Raw genomic sequence first — 16,401 nt, forward strand, 5'->3', positions numbered from 1 at the left:
AAGATTATTGATGTCTCACTCCTAATTTAAGCAGATTTTCAGCATAAAATACTGACTTTTTATACTGTTTAAGCCGTTTTGGAAGATTTAAAAGTCGGTGTATAAATTTACCTTCATCACTTTTAAACAAGTAAATAAATAAATACTTCAATTTATATTCTTTCACCTCATCCTCACTGTAAAACTTCATGGTATGATACATAATAGTGGGACTTGGTTTAGGGGCAAGACCCTTGACCGGAATATCTAACTCCCAAGGCTGCTTTTTTCTTTCTACGCCTATAGCTTTATTTTGCTCACCCCACCAGCGGTAACCACCCGCAGGAGGTTTAAGGTGCAAGTTCATAGAAAAAGGATTTTGCACTACCATGGCGCCGTGCTTTAAAAGCGAAAGACCAAAATCGCTGTCCTCACCATAGCCACCATCATAATTAATATCGTTCCCACCTATTTTTTTCACCCAGGCAGTAGAAACGCAGGAATTTGCATTGCTAAAATTTTGAGCTGCTCCGGCCTTTAGTGATTCAGGAGAACTATTTTTGTAATATTCTGACAGCTTTTTAAGATCATCAGTAGGATTTTTGGCACGTATATCAAGACCATTACATGCATCTGCATTATAGGTTTGCAACATCCTCAAATGATTCTTCACAAAATCTGGCGGCACCCGTATATCATCATCGCCAAAGATTATATAATCTCCCTCACAGTGACTTATTGCTTCATTTCGTGCTCTACAGCTTCCCGAAGTTTGTTGGCAAAATATTTTTAACTCATATGCAGTATTTAAATTATTATATAGTTCTTCATTTCTCTCTTCTGGCGGAGTAGCATCAACAACAATTACCTGATAAGGCGAGTGAGTTTGCGCACTTAGATCTGCAAGAAGTTTAAGCATAAATTCCTGTCTGCTCATTGTAGGTATTACAACTGAAACTTTAGGATTTCCTTGTACTTGGTGTAAAATGCGAGGTGGAAGAATAGTTTGTAGTCTATTTCTCGTATAACTTTTATCAGCTTTGCGGAATGCATTATATTCTGAAATAAGCTTTAATGGACCTTTCCGAAACATCATATAAAAACTGTGATGTCTTTTAAAATGTTTAAGGTAAAATCGATAACGATCTGCTGCCGCAATTTTGACCTCCTTATTTTCAGAAGCAAATAGGCCGGAAACGTATAAAGGTATTCCTCCTAAATTTCTAAGTAAATTATAGCCCAGATCAAGTGCACTCATATCTCTGTTAGAAAATGTAGTATCAAATCCACCCAGATGTTCCCAAACTGATTTTCGTATTACAAAGGCATCCGGATTAACTCGCCATGATATTGCCGTTTTGACATTATCAAAATCATTGAGATACCACCAGAAAGTCGCTGTTTGATAGATAATATCGTGAAAAGCATTCTTATATCCCTGATCAGGACCGCTGTGCCATATATCGCCGGCGCCTTTGGCCAAATCATTCAAAAGCGTAAGGTCTGGCTCACCGGAATAAAGCAAAATCTCATTAGCATCTGTCACAAATTCTTTCATGATTGAATTTGAGAGATTACAGTTTTATAGAATTCAATATTCCTTTTGGAAATCACTTCCGTGGAAAATGAATTTAAAATTTTACTTCGTGCATTAGTCCCCATTTTCTCGCGTAAATCCCGATTTCGTGCCAATTTAAGTAGTTTTTCTGCATATAAAAGGTGATTTTTAGGATTCTCTGTAAAACCGGTTTCACCATCTTCCATAATTTCTTTTGCCCAACCAATATCTGAAGTGACCAAAGCTTTTTGCATTGCCATTGCTTCAAGCCAGGTCATAGGCAAGGCTTCAGCAAAACTGGGTAAAATTATAATGGCAGCTGCCTCTATTTCAGCTTTAATATCCTCATAGATTAATTCTTCTATAAAACACACATTTTGCAACGCATCCGGATTAAAACCTTCTCGCATTAATTTTTTGGTTGATTTTTTGGTCTTAATATCAATCACATCTTTACCGATTACTCTAAGATTTATAGAATTATCCTCGTTGTACACAAGATTAAAAATTTCAGGAATTTCTAACACTCCTTTTTTTCTGATAATTGTTCCGAAGTAAAGTAGAGTGCAGTCTTCTGTACTTCTCTTTGAGGAAAGCGGTTTAAAAAGTGATGTATTTATACTGTTGGGAATAACGCTAATCTCTTTTTTAAGTTGAAATATATCTCGAGTAACTTCTGCTGTAAATTTGCTAACTGACACTAAATAATCTGCCCCTTCTAGCGCTAGTTTTTCAAACCAGAAATTCTTTTTTTTCTGCTTTCGCTCTTCCAATTTACAAAAATAGGCATCACTCCCGTGGAAACGAATGACAAGCGGACATTTAAATTTCATAAATGCCGTGATACCAGTCCAATCAGGCGCTTCAATTACATCTATTTTATTGAGTAAAATCTGTTTATTAATATAACGCTGTAAAAATTTGCGATGCAGGTACCAGCCTAAAATTTTATACTGCTGGTTTTTGACGAAATACAGATCAATTCCCTCCCACTTTAATAGATGATTTTCTTTCTGCGCATAGATAAAAACACTTACCTGAGCTCCGTTTTGAACCAAGCTGATCGCCAAATTTTTTATACTCGTACCTAATCCTCCACTATGAGTAGAGCGTTCATGTGGAAATTCTGGAGTTATAAAACCTATATGCATCCCTCCAGTATTTGCATATGATTTACTACCATTTTTTCTAATGTATACTTTTGCTCTATCAATTCATTAACAGGTTTGCTAATCTTGATTTCGTCGTTTATTAAACCTTTTAGGATTTCGCTTAAAGCATGAATGTCTTTTGCCTTAAATAGGAAACCATTTTTATCGTTTTGAATAATTTCTGGATTCCCGCCCACTGTAGTGGTAATTACCGGAACGTTTGCTGAAAGACTTTCAAGAATAGATAAACTAAAACACTCCATATAAGTTGGCTGAATGAGACAATCATACTTGCAAAGTATTTCCGGAATTGCCGAAGAACTGCCTTTAAAAGAAACTATCTGCTCGATTGCCCCATCTTCCATCTGCTTTTTAAGGAGTTCTTCCATGGGACCTTCACCATAAATATCAACTTTTATCCGTTTCTTGTCTTCTTCAGAAAGTAAACCCAATGCAGCTAATAAATCTTGTATTCCCTTAGAATAGCGCAAATGCGATACTACAACAAGATAAAGCAAATCTGATTGTTGATCTAAACCGAGGCGTTTATTAAATACTTTGGTATCAATCCCGTTATAAACCAGACTGGTTTTGGCAGCTACCTGATTTCCTAAATCTTTGATTATATTTTTAACCGTATATTGTGAAACACCTATAAACCTGTCAATATATTTATGGTAAACGATTCCTTTTAGGCGATTTTTAATTCGCTTCTTAAGAGGAAATCCATTAAGTGGCCTTGGATTATGATCTACAACAATGCTCGTTTTAATCGATGAAACTGCTTTTACATTTTTATAAAAAGAACTGCAAAGCGACGTGAAATGCGTGATTAATATATTGTACATCTGTTGATTTTTTTTTAAATGATCTAAAAAGTAAATCTCAACATTTTCGGTTCCTCCTGCTGAAAAAATGGTTAAATCTTTATAAAAATCAAACGGTTTATAATCGCTAAAAAACCATGTTACATCATATCCTTTTTCTTTTACCGCAGCATCATAAGCTTTAAAAAATCGGTCCATACCACCTATACGATCTGGTTTTAGAGCGTAGTTGCAAACTATGGCGATATGATGCTTTCTAGTAGTCACTAATCTGTTTTAATGCTTCGACGCATAATGCAGTCGTCTTATTTAAAGGCTGCCCTATTTCCTGTGCTATTAGCTGTTTTCTATTTAATTCGTCAGTAGTAGGATTTTGCAAATAAAGATTTAAAAATGTAATCAGTTCATTTTCATTCGTTGCGATTTTCACCGCGCCACTGTCAATCACATTTTTATAATGTTCATAATTTAAAAACCGTTGATCATTATAAAGTCCGTTATTTTCATTTCCAAAAACTGTATTTACAACCGGTTTTTTGAAAAGCATAAAATCAAGACTCATTGTAGAACACATATTCACATTAATATCGCAATATGCCAGAATTGCCTTTAACTCTGCCAGATCTTCTTTTCTGGGGATGCGTTGTGACCAGGGTTCTGGATGGTCAAGGCGGGTTTGCAACCATTTAGGGTGATTCCATTTGATCTCGGGATAGCTTTCTTTTAAAAAGGCAAATCTACTTTCATCTTCCGCCGGCGAAGTTCTAACCAGCAACTGACAATCATTCAACATATTTTCCCGTATCGCCTTTGCTATAGTCTCAATTACCAATGGATCATTAGGGCCTATTGACTTATCTGCACAGCTGTAACAAATGGTTTTTAGATTTCGCTTTAAGCGAAATTCATTATAAAACCAGTCTTCACTTTTATCATATTCAGAGTTAACGTACGGTTCAAATTGTGGTGTTCCCACTATTGAAATTTGCTGTTTAGTGGTTTGCGTATAAAAACGCAACAATTCATCCTGCATCAGTTTACTCCAAACCAAATAATGGTCAAAAGCGGAAGCCATTCGGCCTTTTGAAGCGAGATTATCCCATGAAAATATAAAGGCTGCAGTAGGTATTTTGTATTGCTTTGCCCAATACACTAAAGTCGCAATGAATGGTGGGCGCTGATGGGTAAAGAATAAAACATCAGGCTTATTCTGTTTTAATAAGTCGCCGTAAACCTTAACCACAGAATTCCCAGAAAAACTAATCTCCTGTAGCTTTTCATAAAAAAGAATATTTTTTTCAGAATGAAAGACAGAACTTATGGCGTAAATAATTTTAGTCAAAATCGCATTGGCTGAAAATCCTTTTTTGGAATTCATTTTTAAATTATCTGCAATACCGGAATTAGCTTTGTGTTGCTGCAAATGGGCAACTTCTTTTAGCTTTCGCCAAAACCAATTGAGCTTATTCTCCTTAAAAACGGGAAGTTCAATAATTGTAAATAGAGATTCATCAAGATTAGGATAAGCTGTTTTTGGAAGACCCGAAAAGATATAGATATGTTCAAATTTATGACAAGCTTCATCTAAAAAAGTGCTCAATACAAAATTGCGATAGCCTACACCATCTGTAATTACCAAACCTAATTTTCCTTCTTTTGTACTTTGCATCAACTTTCTATAAATCTCTAAATTGCTTCTGATGATCGAGCTGCCAAAGCTTTTCTGAGTTTAAAACCGATAGAAATTTATCTGCAGCTTTCCCGTTTAAAATCGGCTTTTTTGGTTCCATTTTCAGCTTTTTAGCCCTAAAAACCCCCTCAAGAATATCATTTTTGGTATTTGAAGTATGAATTATCTCTTCATTATTTATATCTCGGTTTTCCTGTCTTCTGCCAATATTTATAGTGGGAATTCCTAAATATGGCGCTTCATGAATACCTGCACTACTATTACCTATTAAAAATTGCGCATGTTTTAAAAGCGTGATAAAATATTCAAATCTTAAAGATGGAAATATTTTAAACCTCTCATTCCCTTTAAAATTATTGTATGAATCTAAAATAGAAGCCGAACCTAAATCATTATTAGGATATATAACAACATAATTGGTGTTGTCTTCAAGTAGAGCCGTTGCCAAAGCCTCTGCATACCGTTTTATAAATTCTGCCTCTGTTGTAACCGGATGAAAAAGCAGGATTGCATATTTTTCAAAAGGTATTTCATAATGCGTTTTGGCCTTTTTAAGATCAGGTAAAAAATCGGAGAAAAGTATGTCTAAATCGGGTGAACCAATGGTAAAAACAGACTGCTCAAGTTCACCCATTTGCACCAGACGATTAGCTGCCGTTTCATTAGAAACGAAATGAATATGACTTAATTTAGTTACCGAGTGCCGAATGAGCTCATCTACCGTTCCTGATATTTCCCCTCCTTCAATATGTCCAACTAAAATATTATTGAGTGAACCTACAATTGCTCCTGCCAATGCTTCAGGACGATCACCATGCACAATTATTAAATCTGGTTTTTCTTGTTTTATGAAATGTGAAAAACCATCTATGGTTCTGGCGAGAGTGAGATCCATCGTGGTTTCTGAAGTATGATTTGAATATCTGTGGATATTATTAAATCCACATTTTTCGATCTCTATTACAGTAAGTCCGTATGCTTCTAATAAGTGCATACCTGTAGCAAATATGGCATATTCAAACGCTGAAGAATCATGTACCGCATGGATCAAGGATTTCAATTTACCGAAATCTGCTCGAGTTCCACTTAAAAAAACAATCTTCTTCTTCATATCCCTGGGGTACAAGATAATTTTTTAGAAAATATATCAGTCCTGAATATCGCTATAATTAAGTTGGTAATCATCAGGAATATCACGTGCCGCCTTTTTACCAAGCAGATCTTCATAATCTTTAGCAAGAATTTCACCGGTTCCGGGGCGTTTTACCCAAAGGTTTTTTGCTGTAAAAACTTCTCCTTTTAAAATTGATTTTATGGTACAAACTGTAGCAAAAGCAAAATCTATCGTGACTTGTTCTTCTTTCGCAGGTTCTTTAATTCCACCACGCATTTGCCAGATTAATTTACTTCCTGCAATAAGATCTGCACATTCCTGCTCATCCATAGAGCAGACAATATCTGGCCCCGTCCGTGATTTGTAATCTGTAAAATGACGTTCTAATATAGAAGCACCTAAAGCTACAGCACCTAAACAAGCGTGATTACTCAAGGTATGATCTGAGAGACCAAAAGGATGATTAGGGAAAGCTTCATGAAGTTGAGACATCGCACCTAATCTAACTAAATGTGCTGGTGTAGGATATAAATTTGTGGTGTGCAAAAGAGCTAATGGTGTATTTTCTTCCTTAAAAATTTTTACTGCTTTTGCAACGCTTTCAATTGTATTCATTCCGGTACTTAGAATAACAGGCTTACCAAATGCAGCAATGTGCTTCAAAAGCGGATAATTATTACATTCTCCTGAACCTATTTTATACGCAGCAACATTCATGGAGTGAAGCCTATTTGCTGCAGCTCTTGAAAAAGGAGTAGAAATAAAGATCATCCCTTTTTCTTCAACATATTCTTTTAATAGCAGCTCATCATTTTCATTTAGAGCACAGCGAGCCATAATATCATAGATTGATATATCTGCATTCCCGGGAATAACTTTTTTTGCCGCCCCGCTCATCTCATCTTCCACAATATGCGTTTGGTGCTTGACAACTTCTGCTCCTGCTCTATAAGCAGCATCGACCATTTTTTTTGCAACGCTAAGAGAGCCTTCATGATTGATGCCAATCTCTGCAATCACCAAGGGTGGGAAATCAATACCAATTTTACGACCTGCTATTTCAATATGGGGATTCATTTTTAGATTTTAGACATAGCAATATAAAAAAAGCCCAGCACACAGGTATGCTATTTATTCAAAGTCGGCTTTTAAATATACCTCAGCCTTTTTAAAATCGGTTAAAGTGTCAATGTCAATTTCGGCAAATGGATGGTCTACAATAAAAGGACAATTCTTCTCTCCTAATATTTTTCCTTCTTTTATGACTTCGGCTTTAATAATATACAAAAGTCCGTTTTCATAATACACCGGCTCTAAATCCTGACTCCTTTGTCCAATCTCATAATTAAAGGGAATAAAAGAATTATTTACTATTCGACCTAATTTTTTATCAGATTTACTAACCGTCATCAGACTGTCGTAGTCTGCTTTTTCAAATTCATGTAGGGCTTCCTGCAAAAGATTTTTTGGTCTTAGCGGATTTGTAGGCTGTAATAAAATCACAGCATCATATTTTTGTTTTTGCTGTTCTAAAGAATGCTTCAACGCTGTAATTGTGGGTTCTAGATCTCCGGCTAAATAATCTGGCCTATCAATCACCCCTACTCCTTCTTCCCTAGCATAGTTGCTTACCTTGGCATCATTTGTAGTTACGACTATATTTCTTAAACTATTAGCTTTCGCGACAGCAATACTATGACCTATCAAAGGAATTTCTCCCAGTAATCGCATATTCTTACCTGGTAAGCGTTGAGATCCTGCTCTGGCTGGGATTATAGTTAGATAATTAAAATCGGTTTTCATACTGTTAACCAAACTTAGGTAAAGGAAGGCTTTTAATTTTTTCTAATGTGCCTCTTGATACAGGCTTTCTACTCTTTAATGCCTGGGGCATTTTTCTAATAAAAACAAATACCCCTTTAAAAAAAGCAATAAAGAATTTATAATCTGTAATTGCATATTTAGTGAAATTATGCCAAAACAATCTTAACAGCTTTTTCGGAATTCGCGTTGAAGGGTAGAAGACCAAATAATAAAGCGCCCCATTACATAATTGTTTTTCAAATCTAAAGGTATTGCTACCAGAAGCTTTTCTATTCCCTCTGTCTACTCTATGATTAACAGCAATCGCTGAGGTATATAAGATAGATAAGTTCATTTCGATCAATTGAATAGACACACATCCTTCTTCACCATATATATCCATCCAATCGGGAAATCCATCAGTTTGAAAATATGCTTTTTTTCTAATTGCAAATCCACATCCTACAAATGAATTACAATAATATTCATCACCTGCCATGTGTAATTGCAGCGCCTCATCATCACTAGTAAAAATACCTTTAATTTCTTCAAAAGCGATAGCAGCTACCTGCAGATTCTTATTAAATATTTGTTGAGCCTTTGTGATAAAATCTGAATTAAGAGGATGAGAATCATCGTCAAAGCCAAAAATATAATCTCCCTTTGCTTCTTTATAAAGCAGCTTCCTTGCAGGAGACGCCCCTATGTTTTCAGAAGATTGAAACAATTTAACAGCAGGATATTTAGCTTTGATACAGTCATAAGAGGAATCTGCACCATTGAGAAATATTAAAATTTCATCAACTTCAGAATTTATTAATGAGAGTATTCTGTTTAAAGTTGTGTCTAAAGCACCTGCACGGTTATAAGAAACAATTAATATCGAGGCCCGCACTAGCTTATTAAATTTTTAATTAATCTGGTTTTTGAAGTAAAATGAACGTTTTTAAGCACTTTTAGCCAGATTTTAGGGGAAACTTTAGATACGCCTGATCTTTTCCAAAATGCCAAAATCTCACGAGCAAAACGGTATTTTAAAGAATGTTGAATTTGAGATTCCAATTCCTTTAATTCGCTTTTTTCCAAAGTATTAAAGGCTGTTATAATTTTATTTAAGTCAACTAAAAACTTCTCTTGTGTTACAGGTTCTTCCCTATAATAAATATTATAAATATCAGTTGCAGACAAATTTATATTGAAAGTTTTATAGTAATCAGAAATTATTTGAGAACGCTCTCTTAAATGTAATTCTCTGTGTTTAGGATTGCGATGGTTACTATTTTCTAGTATCCTTATTTTCATTAATATTTCATCAATATTTACGACTTTACCAAGTTTTACAATGCGGATCCATAATGCCCAATCTTCACAAGACTCAATACTCTCATCATAATGTAGATGATTATCTAATAAAAATTTTGACCTCATCATGACAGATTGATGATTAAAACTGGCTGTAAATAATAAAGAGTACTTTATATTGCCATATGAAACCGGATATTTCCAAGTCATGTTTGGGGTGGTCTTAATATCTTTAGTATGATAACCTTGAGTACCACACATAACCACTTCTGTATTATGATTTAAAAAGGTTATTTGTTTTTTTAATCGTTCTGGATAGCACCAGTCGTCGGCATCCATTCTGGCTATAAATTCATATTTATCTAATACTTCATCAAGACCTAAATTCAATGTTTTTGAAATACCCAAATTTTCACTATTCTTTCTATATATTATTCTTGGATCTTTATTTCTTTTGATTATATTTTCAGATTTGTCTTGAGAATTATCATCGAGAATATAAAGATCAAAATTTCTATACGTTTGATTCAACACAGAATCTATACTCTCATTTAAATAAGCTGCTGCATTGTAAGTTGGCATTAAAACTGCGAGCTTCTTCATTATAGAATACTGTTTAAGATAAATTTGATCGTGTCTGCATTTTCATTCTGGTCAAATTTTCTAGCGAAAATAAACTCATCTAGATTGGCTTCTTGTAAATCTTTAACTGTTAAATATTCCGGATGCGGTTTATGAGAATTAAATTTAACTAAATGAGTAGCTGTATTTTCAATTTCTAAATTATGTACAAAATTATTAACCAAAGTCTGAAAGTAAATCTCATCAGGAGCTAGGGAATATTTAAAATTATTTAGAAATTTGATGTTTTTTGTTGAGATTTGTACAATAAAATCAGTGAGGTCTTGAGATATAATCATCCATTGAGTACCACCGTAAAAATGGAGATGGGGTTGCGATTTTTTAAGCTTTTCTGCAGGTTTTAGGCTTTTTATTCCCAATTTTTTAATTAATCTATTAATCTTATAATTTAAAGTAGGATACTTAAGATAATTAAAATAGTACACGTTTTCTAATCTAAACAATCCTCCTTTATACCACCCCTCATAAGGTAATTTCCAGTATTTTATAAATGATTTTGTTATATTTTTTTCTAAAAAAACACTGATATCGTTATTCGATTTTAAAGGTAAATCTTCACCAGAAAGGAGTAGAATATGGTAAGTTGAAGATGGCTCTTTTCTCTTCATATACGCACTGATTTCTTCAAATCCTGATAATGTAGCTTTTACAAGATTAAAACTTCCCCAGCCACATTTAAACCTTTTTTCAAGGAAAAGCACATTCTCATTACATATTTTTTTAAAAGAGGTGATGTCTACTTTTTTTTCAATATGTATAAAAAACATGGATTTTTCATCATCGAGCAGGTCAATTAATTCCTGAACTTGATATGGTTTTTTATGGGCAAGAATGAAGTAAATTTTATAATGCATTAAGGGGTTAGCTTAATTAGTTCATTCGCAAATTCCCGAGCGGGATTTTGAGGGATTTCCTGTCTTATTGCTTTTCCGGCTAGAACCCCTATTGTTTGCCACTCATTTCTCCTAAGCCATGCTCGCTCTAGTGCATCATCAACATATTTCACTCTTGGAGCAGCGGCAACAAATCCTGTAACATTATCTTCAAATAACTCTGCATTCCCGCTAACATCTGTAGCAATAGCAAACCTTTTACTTAACATAGCTTCTACAATTACCAGAGGCAAACCTTCATACCTTGAAGACAGTATTAAGGCATGATTTTCTTCCCAGATTTTAGATGTTGATGTGTAAGGACTAACTTTTACATTTTTCAACTTATGCAGGAGTATAAGTTCTTTTAAATTCTCAATATCCACACCTTCTCCATAAAATGTAAGTTGCAGGTTCCTTTCTTTCCATTTTTGCAAGGCAAAGGTTCTAACTAAAATATCCTGTCCTTTTGCACTGAAATCATATCTGCCAACGCAGGCTAACTTATAATTTTCGCCTGAAGGAAAGTTTAATTTAGAATTGTAATCTACATTGAAAGGATTACGTACAACCTTCGCGTTAGGTAAAGAATAAGCTAGTTGAGTTTCTGTGGTTTTATAGTTGTCTTCACTTACGAAAAAGTTCAGCGCACTTTTGTTATAGCCAAGTTGCATTTTTTGCCTTAAATCCTGGTCTGGCCAGAGAGACTCCCTTACAGCTTGAGAAATAGTAGCATATATTATATTATTATTCCTTGCAAATAGCATGGTATTAACTCCATTAAAATTTAAACCCTGATTTATAACTAAAAGGTCAGGCTGAATTTGCAAAATGATTTCCTCTTTTCTATTCTTAGATAATAATCTCAACTTATAGGGTAAAAATCTATTTATAATTCTTTTATATTTTGGAATTTTAGCCTCTCTTATCTTAATGAGATTTCCCTTTTTAGTATTAAATACTTGCTCTAAACTAGTTGGCAGTTGCATCTGCGAATAGGTAACTACTTGCACTGTATGCCCTATATTAATAAGTTCAATAGCAGCTCTAGACCACAATAATTCACTGCCCCCCCAATTTCTGTTCTCTGAAAAAAATAATATTTTCTTTGTCTTTTTCATCAAAATCTGAACCTACGTTTTACTTTTCTCATCAGTGTATCTAGAATGTACTTAAACGTAGGTTCTGACTTTAAGCGATTATTTTCTATCAGGCAATTTCTTAAATGATACAAATGATTTAATTCATCTTTTGAAAAAATATAATCTACAAGTTCTTGCCTCCTCTTCCAGGCATCACTAAGCATTGAATTATTTCTTATGCGATAATCAAATAAAATATCATCTACATACTTAAAACCAGATCCTGCCACTACTAATCTCAACCACAAATCCCAGTCTTCAAAACCCATAGCCGGCATACTTTCATCATAACCGCCTACTTTTAAAAGAGCTGTTTTTCTAATACAAGCGCAGGCGTCAATATAATTATTAAGCACCATTTTCTTTATATCAAAAGGTTTGCCTTTCCAAACAGAATTTTTATTCCCAAAAAACTCCGCATCACCATGAACAACATCTGTCTGGGAATTTTGATCTAGTATGTCTATAGCTATTTCAGGAAAATGAGGACGTAGTTTATTGTCTGCATCTAATATTATTATATATTCTCCTTGCGCAGCCAAAACTCCATTATTTCTTGCCTTTGCCAATCCCAGATTAGCCTGCCTTATAACCGACACCTTCGGTTGTTTAGAGATTTGATCAATAATCTCAATAGTGCTTATATCTGTAGAACCATCATCCACTATAATAGTTTCCAGATATGGTAAATTATTATCAATACTATTAAGAGCTTCCTGTAAATATTCACCCATATTATAACAGGCTATGACTATGGAGACTTTTAAAGACATTATCTCTTAATTTGTTTATTAAAATATTCCAGCAAGAATTTAATATAAAGTTTTAAAGACTTGCCGCCACTTTTAATAGATTTTATTTCTGCAAACCGATTCTCAGATTCATAAGTTCTGTTTTGAAAAAGGATAGGATGTATTAATTCCTTCCCATGAAAACTAGGAAAATCTTTTAGCTTTTCGTCATAAAATTGGTTTTTGGTAAAAATGAGTATGTTCTGTTTATACCACCAGTCTACGCTATTATTAATCCAAAATTTGGGTCTTATAATATCATGAAGCTGACATCCATTTTTTTCAAATTTTGCGATCCAATAAGATGTTGATTGCTCATTAATATGATTTTGCCCTCCTTGATGCGGAACTGCAGCCGAAAAGACAATAATATCACTCAGGGAGCACAGATCATTTACGAATTGATTAGCAACTTGGTGACTTAGATGTTCAGCTACTTCTAAAGAAAGTGCCATATCGTATTTCATATTAATATAAAGAGGCTCTTCAAGGTTTTTGGCATAAAAAACCGATTTTGGGACTTCTAACTGCGATTTATCTAAATAGTCACCGTCTACCCCTAAAATTTGCTCTACACCATGTTCTTTGAATATTTTAAGCCAAGTGCCTGTACCGCATCCTATATCGATAACAGATTTAACTTCAAAAATATCTAAAAGAAAGGGTACTATTTCGCATGCAGCTCGCGTATTGTGAACTTCGTTAAGATGAATATATTTATCTTTCAAAAAGATGATTCTATTTTATCCTAGTATTTAGAATATTTATTTATAATGCGTGTTTGAAATGCTAAACCTTTTCCTGTAATAGAATATGACAGAAAAGTCATTATTAAATATAATTTTAACCTGAGACCAATAAATCCTGATTTCATAACCTCTTTAATAAATAAGCTATAGTTTCTGGCACTTAATATATTTCTAAGTTCTATTAAATAAAGATGATATAACCTTCTAATATATTTTTTATTTGTTTCGTGAGATCGAACTTCTAAATAAATTTTTTTTCTAATAATAAGTTTTGAAAAACTATTACGTTTATTATTATTATTTGATATTCTCTTTTGATGAATCCTTACCAGCAATAGACTTTTAGCAATATTGTATCCTATTAGATTTCTATTGAATAATGATCTAAAAACATAGTCCAGATCTTGATATTTACTTAAGTTAACATCCCATAATACATTAACAAGACAATTTTTCTTCCAAAGTATGTTGGAAGTATGCAATATTATATTATCAAAAAAAAAGTCTTTTAAAAAGTTTACATTCATTTCACTTTTAAAAATGTACTTTTTAACTTCTTCGTCAGAATTAAAATTAGTAAAACCACAAATTACATAATCAATCTTCCCATATTGATTAAATATGATGATTTTCTCATTTATTAAATCAGGTTGCATCAAATCATCATCATCAAACCAGTTTATATAATCGCCTTTACTGATTTCAAATCCAAAATTTCTACAGGCATTAGCTCCTTTTTCTCTATCATCAGGACGCTTATGGTATTTAAACCTATTATCAGTTTTAATGAAGTTTAAAACCACTTCTTCTGTAGTATCTGTACTACCATCGTCTACAATTATACACTCCCAGTTTGTATAAATTTGTGATTTTATAGAATTAAGAGTTTCCCCTATGATTTGAGCTCGATTAAATGTGGGTATTATTATGGAGACAAGTTTAGACATTTAAACGTTGTGTGAAGACTGTAAGGCTTGAAGCAAGCCCTCTAAATAGTTAGTTAATGTATAATTATTCTTGATATGTCTTTTACCTGCCTGCCCCAGGGTTTTGGCTAGATTTTGATCTTCTAACAAAACCTTCATAGCGTCTGCCATTTTCTGAACATCATGTTCTTCTCCTAATAATCCAGTTTTTTTATCAATAACGACATCTGGAATTCCAGCATGGTATGTAGAGATAACAGGTATACCGGCTGCACTAGCTTCAAGAATGGCCACGGGTGTACCTTCCATATCACCATTTTCTGCTTTAATAGAATGTTGAACTAAAGCGAGTGAATTTTGTAAAAATTCTTGAAATTCTTTTTGTGAAATTATTCCGGGAAAAAGAACCCGATCGTTTAAACCTAAATATGTTACCAGATTTTTACAACTACTAAGAAGAAAACCATCCCCAGCTAATATAAATTTAGAATCTGGGTACAGTTCTGCGATTTTAGAGAATGCTAAAATTGAATAATAAGGTGCTTTTTTATCGACAAACCGTCCAATTCCTATAAAGTTCTTACTACTATATGTAGGCTCTATGGTTAAAAAATCGTTATATGGTCCATAGACAATATATTCTAGTTTGCTTTTAGGGCAACCTAATTTTTCAAGAGTCTCAGCCATATAATTAGAAACTACAATGACTTTTGAAGCGTGTTTAAATAAATTTTTATAATTGCTATACTTTTCTAAAACTGAAAACATACTGGCATCATACCCGTGAAAATGTACAACGAGAGGAATTTTAGTCATTTTGCTAACTGTAACAAGATTCTCTCCGGTAGGTCCATAATTTGCCAGCAAAACATCTATCCTGTTTTTTTTCAGAGATTGTGCCAATGCCAGATTCTTTATGTTTTTTTTGAATATTCCCAATTTTATAAAAATCTTATAAAAAAAAGAAAACTGAATATTTAACCTGCCATAACCTTCTAAAAATGTGGGAATTAATCCTCCGTAATAATAAAAGACATCTGCATCAAGTTTTTTCTGATTTTTGATAAAGGTTTCAGAATATGCATCCTTTTGTGGCGATATAATTGCTATTCTACTTTTTTGCAATACCATAAATTCCTGTTATCATTTGTCCTTCTTTAAACAGAACTTTGACCTTTCTATCTTTTTTTAAAAGAAATTTTATAAAGGGTTTCAAAATAAAGCTGAACGCCCTCTCCTTACTTTTAGTTAACCCACAGCGTTTAACCCATAAACCCAGCATTTGCGCCAGAGATGCGTGCCATCCACCTGTCGCATACAATTTAATATCAGAGAAACCTGCATTCCTCATAATACGTTCAAGGGCAAAAGGAGTATACCTGTATTCATCATAAGGCACCTCATGAAGATTCCATATAAATGGGACTGTAAAAAAGAAATATCCATCTTCTTTTAGAACTCTATAAGTTTCTTCCATAAATTGATCAGGATTATTACAATGCTCTAAAACCTCGGTTGCAATGGCGCAGTCATAAGTTGCAGTTTGAACAGGCATTGTCACTCCGTCCCAGTACAAATCTGGCTTTATACTCTCACTATAGTCTAGTGCTGTATTTATATCAAGACCTATATATTTTTTAACATTACTATTTTTTAATATATATTCTTTATAAGGCATTTTACCACAACCCAGATCTAAAAGATCGCCTTCTAAAAATTTCAGGTTTTTATCTATAGCATTTAAAATTGAGGTACGAATAGCATAGAGGTGTAGGTTCTGCCGTGTTAGCTTGATATTTATGAACTGATCATCTAGCATTACTATATATTGTGGGATTTTATTTATAAAAATGAC

16 protein-coding genes are annotated in these 16,401 nt (G+C 33.6%); all 16 read right to left on the reverse strand.

All coding sequences use genetic code 11. The annotated features are described in order from the left end of the window. Positions 1-4 precede the first annotated feature (4 nt). From ACH3O9_RS02505 to ACH3O9_RS02580, 16 genes are read right to left on the reverse strand one after another with little or no spacing between them, the layout of a single operon-like run. On the reverse strand, positions 5-1,537 hold the full coding sequence (locus ACH3O9_RS02505) for a glycosyltransferase family 2 protein (protein WP_416444058.1): 1,533 nt from the start codon (positions 1,535-1,537) through the stop codon (positions 5-7). Beyond that, positions 1,534-2,688 (reverse strand): glycosyltransferase family 4 protein, encoded by a 1,155-nt coding sequence (locus ACH3O9_RS02510; RefSeq protein WP_416444060.1) that lies wholly within the window; start codon positions 2,686-2,688, stop codon positions 1,534-1,536. Before ACH3O9_RS02510 ends, ACH3O9_RS02505 begins: the two co-directional genes overlap by 4 nt. Next, positions 2,679-3,782, reverse strand: a complete 1,104-nt coding sequence (locus ACH3O9_RS02515; protein ID WP_416444062.1) for a glycosyltransferase family 4 protein — start codon at positions 3,780-3,782, stop codon at positions 2,679-2,681. Before ACH3O9_RS02515 ends, ACH3O9_RS02510 begins: the two co-directional genes overlap by 10 nt. Continuing rightward, complete coding sequence (locus tag ACH3O9_RS02520; protein ID WP_416444064.1) at positions 3,772-5,184, reverse strand: hypothetical protein; 1,413 nt, start codon at positions 5,182-5,184, stop codon at positions 3,772-3,774. Before ACH3O9_RS02520 ends, ACH3O9_RS02515 begins: the two co-directional genes overlap by 11 nt. Before the next feature lie 7 nt (positions 5,185-5,191). Then, the gene (neuC, locus tag ACH3O9_RS02525; RefSeq protein WP_416444066.1) at positions 5,192-6,316 is read right to left on the reverse strand and encodes a UDP-N-acetylglucosamine 2-epimerase; all 1,125 of its coding nucleotides are present in this window, start codon (positions 6,314-6,316) and stop codon (positions 5,192-5,194) included. A gap of 36 nt (positions 6,317-6,352) precedes the next feature. Continuing rightward, on the reverse strand, positions 6,353-7,396 hold the full coding sequence (locus tag ACH3O9_RS02530) for an N-acetylneuraminate synthase family protein (RefSeq protein WP_416444068.1): 1,044 nt from the start codon (positions 7,394-7,396) through the stop codon (positions 6,353-6,355). A gap of 54 nt (positions 7,397-7,450) precedes the next feature. Next, the gene (locus tag ACH3O9_RS02535) at positions 7,451-8,122 is read right to left on the reverse strand and encodes a cytidylyltransferase domain-containing protein (RefSeq protein ID WP_416444070.1); all 672 of its coding nucleotides are present in this window, start codon (positions 8,120-8,122) and stop codon (positions 7,451-7,453) included. A gap of 4 nt (positions 8,123-8,126) precedes the next feature. After that, complete coding sequence (locus ACH3O9_RS02540) at positions 8,127-9,017, reverse strand: glycosyltransferase family 2 protein (RefSeq protein ID WP_416444072.1); 891 nt, start codon at positions 9,015-9,017, stop codon at positions 8,127-8,129. Beyond that, on the reverse strand, positions 9,017-10,027 hold the full coding sequence (locus ACH3O9_RS02545; RefSeq protein WP_416444074.1) for a glycosyltransferase family 2 protein: 1,011 nt from the start codon (positions 10,025-10,027) through the stop codon (positions 9,017-9,019). Before ACH3O9_RS02545 ends, ACH3O9_RS02540 begins: the two co-directional genes overlap by 1 nt. Continuing rightward, positions 10,027-10,920 carry a beta-1,6-N-acetylglucosaminyltransferase gene (locus ACH3O9_RS02550; RefSeq protein ID WP_416444076.1) on the reverse strand — a complete coding sequence of 298 codons (894 nt, stop codon included), beginning with the start codon at positions 10,918-10,920 and terminating at the stop codon, positions 10,027-10,029. Before ACH3O9_RS02550 ends, ACH3O9_RS02545 begins: the two co-directional genes overlap by 1 nt. Continuing rightward, on the reverse strand, positions 10,920-12,059 hold the full coding sequence (locus tag ACH3O9_RS02555; protein WP_416444078.1) for a glycosyltransferase family 4 protein: 1,140 nt from the start codon (positions 12,057-12,059) through the stop codon (positions 10,920-10,922). Before ACH3O9_RS02555 ends, ACH3O9_RS02550 begins: the two co-directional genes overlap by 1 nt. Next, positions 12,059-12,853 (reverse strand): glycosyltransferase, encoded by a 795-nt coding sequence (locus ACH3O9_RS02560; protein WP_416444080.1) that lies wholly within the window; start codon positions 12,851-12,853, stop codon positions 12,059-12,061. Before ACH3O9_RS02560 ends, ACH3O9_RS02555 begins: the two co-directional genes overlap by 1 nt. After that, positions 12,853-13,599: a methyltransferase domain-containing protein gene (locus ACH3O9_RS02565; RefSeq protein WP_416444082.1), complete on the reverse strand. Its 747-nt coding sequence runs from the start codon at positions 13,597-13,599 to the stop codon at positions 12,853-12,855. Before ACH3O9_RS02565 ends, ACH3O9_RS02560 begins: the two co-directional genes overlap by 1 nt. Before the next feature lie 20 nt (positions 13,600-13,619). Next, complete coding sequence (locus tag ACH3O9_RS02570) at positions 13,620-14,567, reverse strand: glycosyltransferase family 2 protein (RefSeq protein WP_416444084.1); 948 nt, start codon at positions 14,565-14,567, stop codon at positions 13,620-13,622. Beyond that, positions 14,568-15,677: a glycosyltransferase gene (locus ACH3O9_RS02575; protein ID WP_416444086.1), complete on the reverse strand. Its 1,110-nt coding sequence runs from the start codon at positions 15,675-15,677 to the stop codon at positions 14,568-14,570. Beyond that, positions 15,658-16,365 (reverse strand): class I SAM-dependent methyltransferase, encoded by a 708-nt coding sequence (locus tag ACH3O9_RS02580; protein ID WP_416444088.1) that lies wholly within the window; start codon positions 16,363-16,365, stop codon positions 15,658-15,660. Before ACH3O9_RS02580 ends, ACH3O9_RS02575 begins: the two co-directional genes overlap by 20 nt. Between the last annotated feature and the right edge of the window lie 36 nt (positions 16,366-16,401).

This window comes from Leeuwenhoekiella sp. A16 (genome assembly GCF_047946675.1).
In the GTDB taxonomy this organism is placed as follows: domain Bacteria; phylum Bacteroidota; class Bacteroidia; order Flavobacteriales; family Flavobacteriaceae; genus Leeuwenhoekiella.

Coding starts and splice junctions, on each gene's coding strand:
- ACH3O9_RS02505 (WP_416444058.1), bottom strand. CDS start 1,537: ATGAAAGAATTTGTGACAGATGCTAATGAGATTTTGCTTTATTCCGGT.
- ACH3O9_RS02510 (WP_416444060.1), bottom strand. CDS start 2,688: ATGCATATAGGTTTTATAACTCCAGAATTTCCACATGAACGCTCTACT.
- ACH3O9_RS02520 (WP_416444064.1), bottom strand. CDS start 5,184: ATGCAAAGTACAAAAGAAGGAAAATTAGGTTTGGTAATTACAGATGGT.
- neuC (WP_416444066.1), bottom strand. CDS start 6,316: ATGAAGAAGAAGATTGTTTTTTTAAGTGGAACTCGAGCAGATTTCGGT.
- ACH3O9_RS02530 (WP_416444068.1), bottom strand. CDS start 7,396: ATGAATCCCCATATTGAAATAGCAGGTCGTAAAATTGGTATTGATTTC.
- ACH3O9_RS02535 (WP_416444070.1), bottom strand. CDS start 8,122: ATGAAAACCGATTTTAATTATCTAACTATAATCCCAGCCAGAGCAGGA.
- ACH3O9_RS02545 (WP_416444074.1), bottom strand. CDS start 10,027: ATGAAGAAGCTCGCAGTTTTAATGCCAACTTACAATGCAGCAGCTTAT.
- ACH3O9_RS02550 (WP_416444076.1), bottom strand. CDS start 10,920: ATGCATTATAAAATTTACTTCATTCTTGCCCATAAAAAACCATATCAA.
- ACH3O9_RS02555 (WP_416444078.1), bottom strand. CDS start 12,059: ATGAAAAAGACAAAGAAAATATTATTTTTTTCAGAGAACAGAAATTGG.
- ACH3O9_RS02560 (WP_416444080.1), bottom strand. CDS start 12,853: ATGTCTTTAAAAGTCTCCATAGTCATAGCCTGTTATAATATGGGTGAA.
- ACH3O9_RS02570 (WP_416444084.1), bottom strand. CDS start 14,567: ATGTCTAAACTTGTCTCCATAATAATACCCACATTTAATCGAGCTCAA.
- ACH3O9_RS02575 (WP_416444086.1), bottom strand. CDS start 15,677: ATGGTATTGCAAAAAAGTAGAATAGCAATTATATCGCCACAAAAGGAT.
- ACH3O9_RS02580 (WP_416444088.1), bottom strand. CDS start 16,365: ATGCTAGATGATCAGTTCATAAATATCAAGCTAACACGGCAGAACCTA.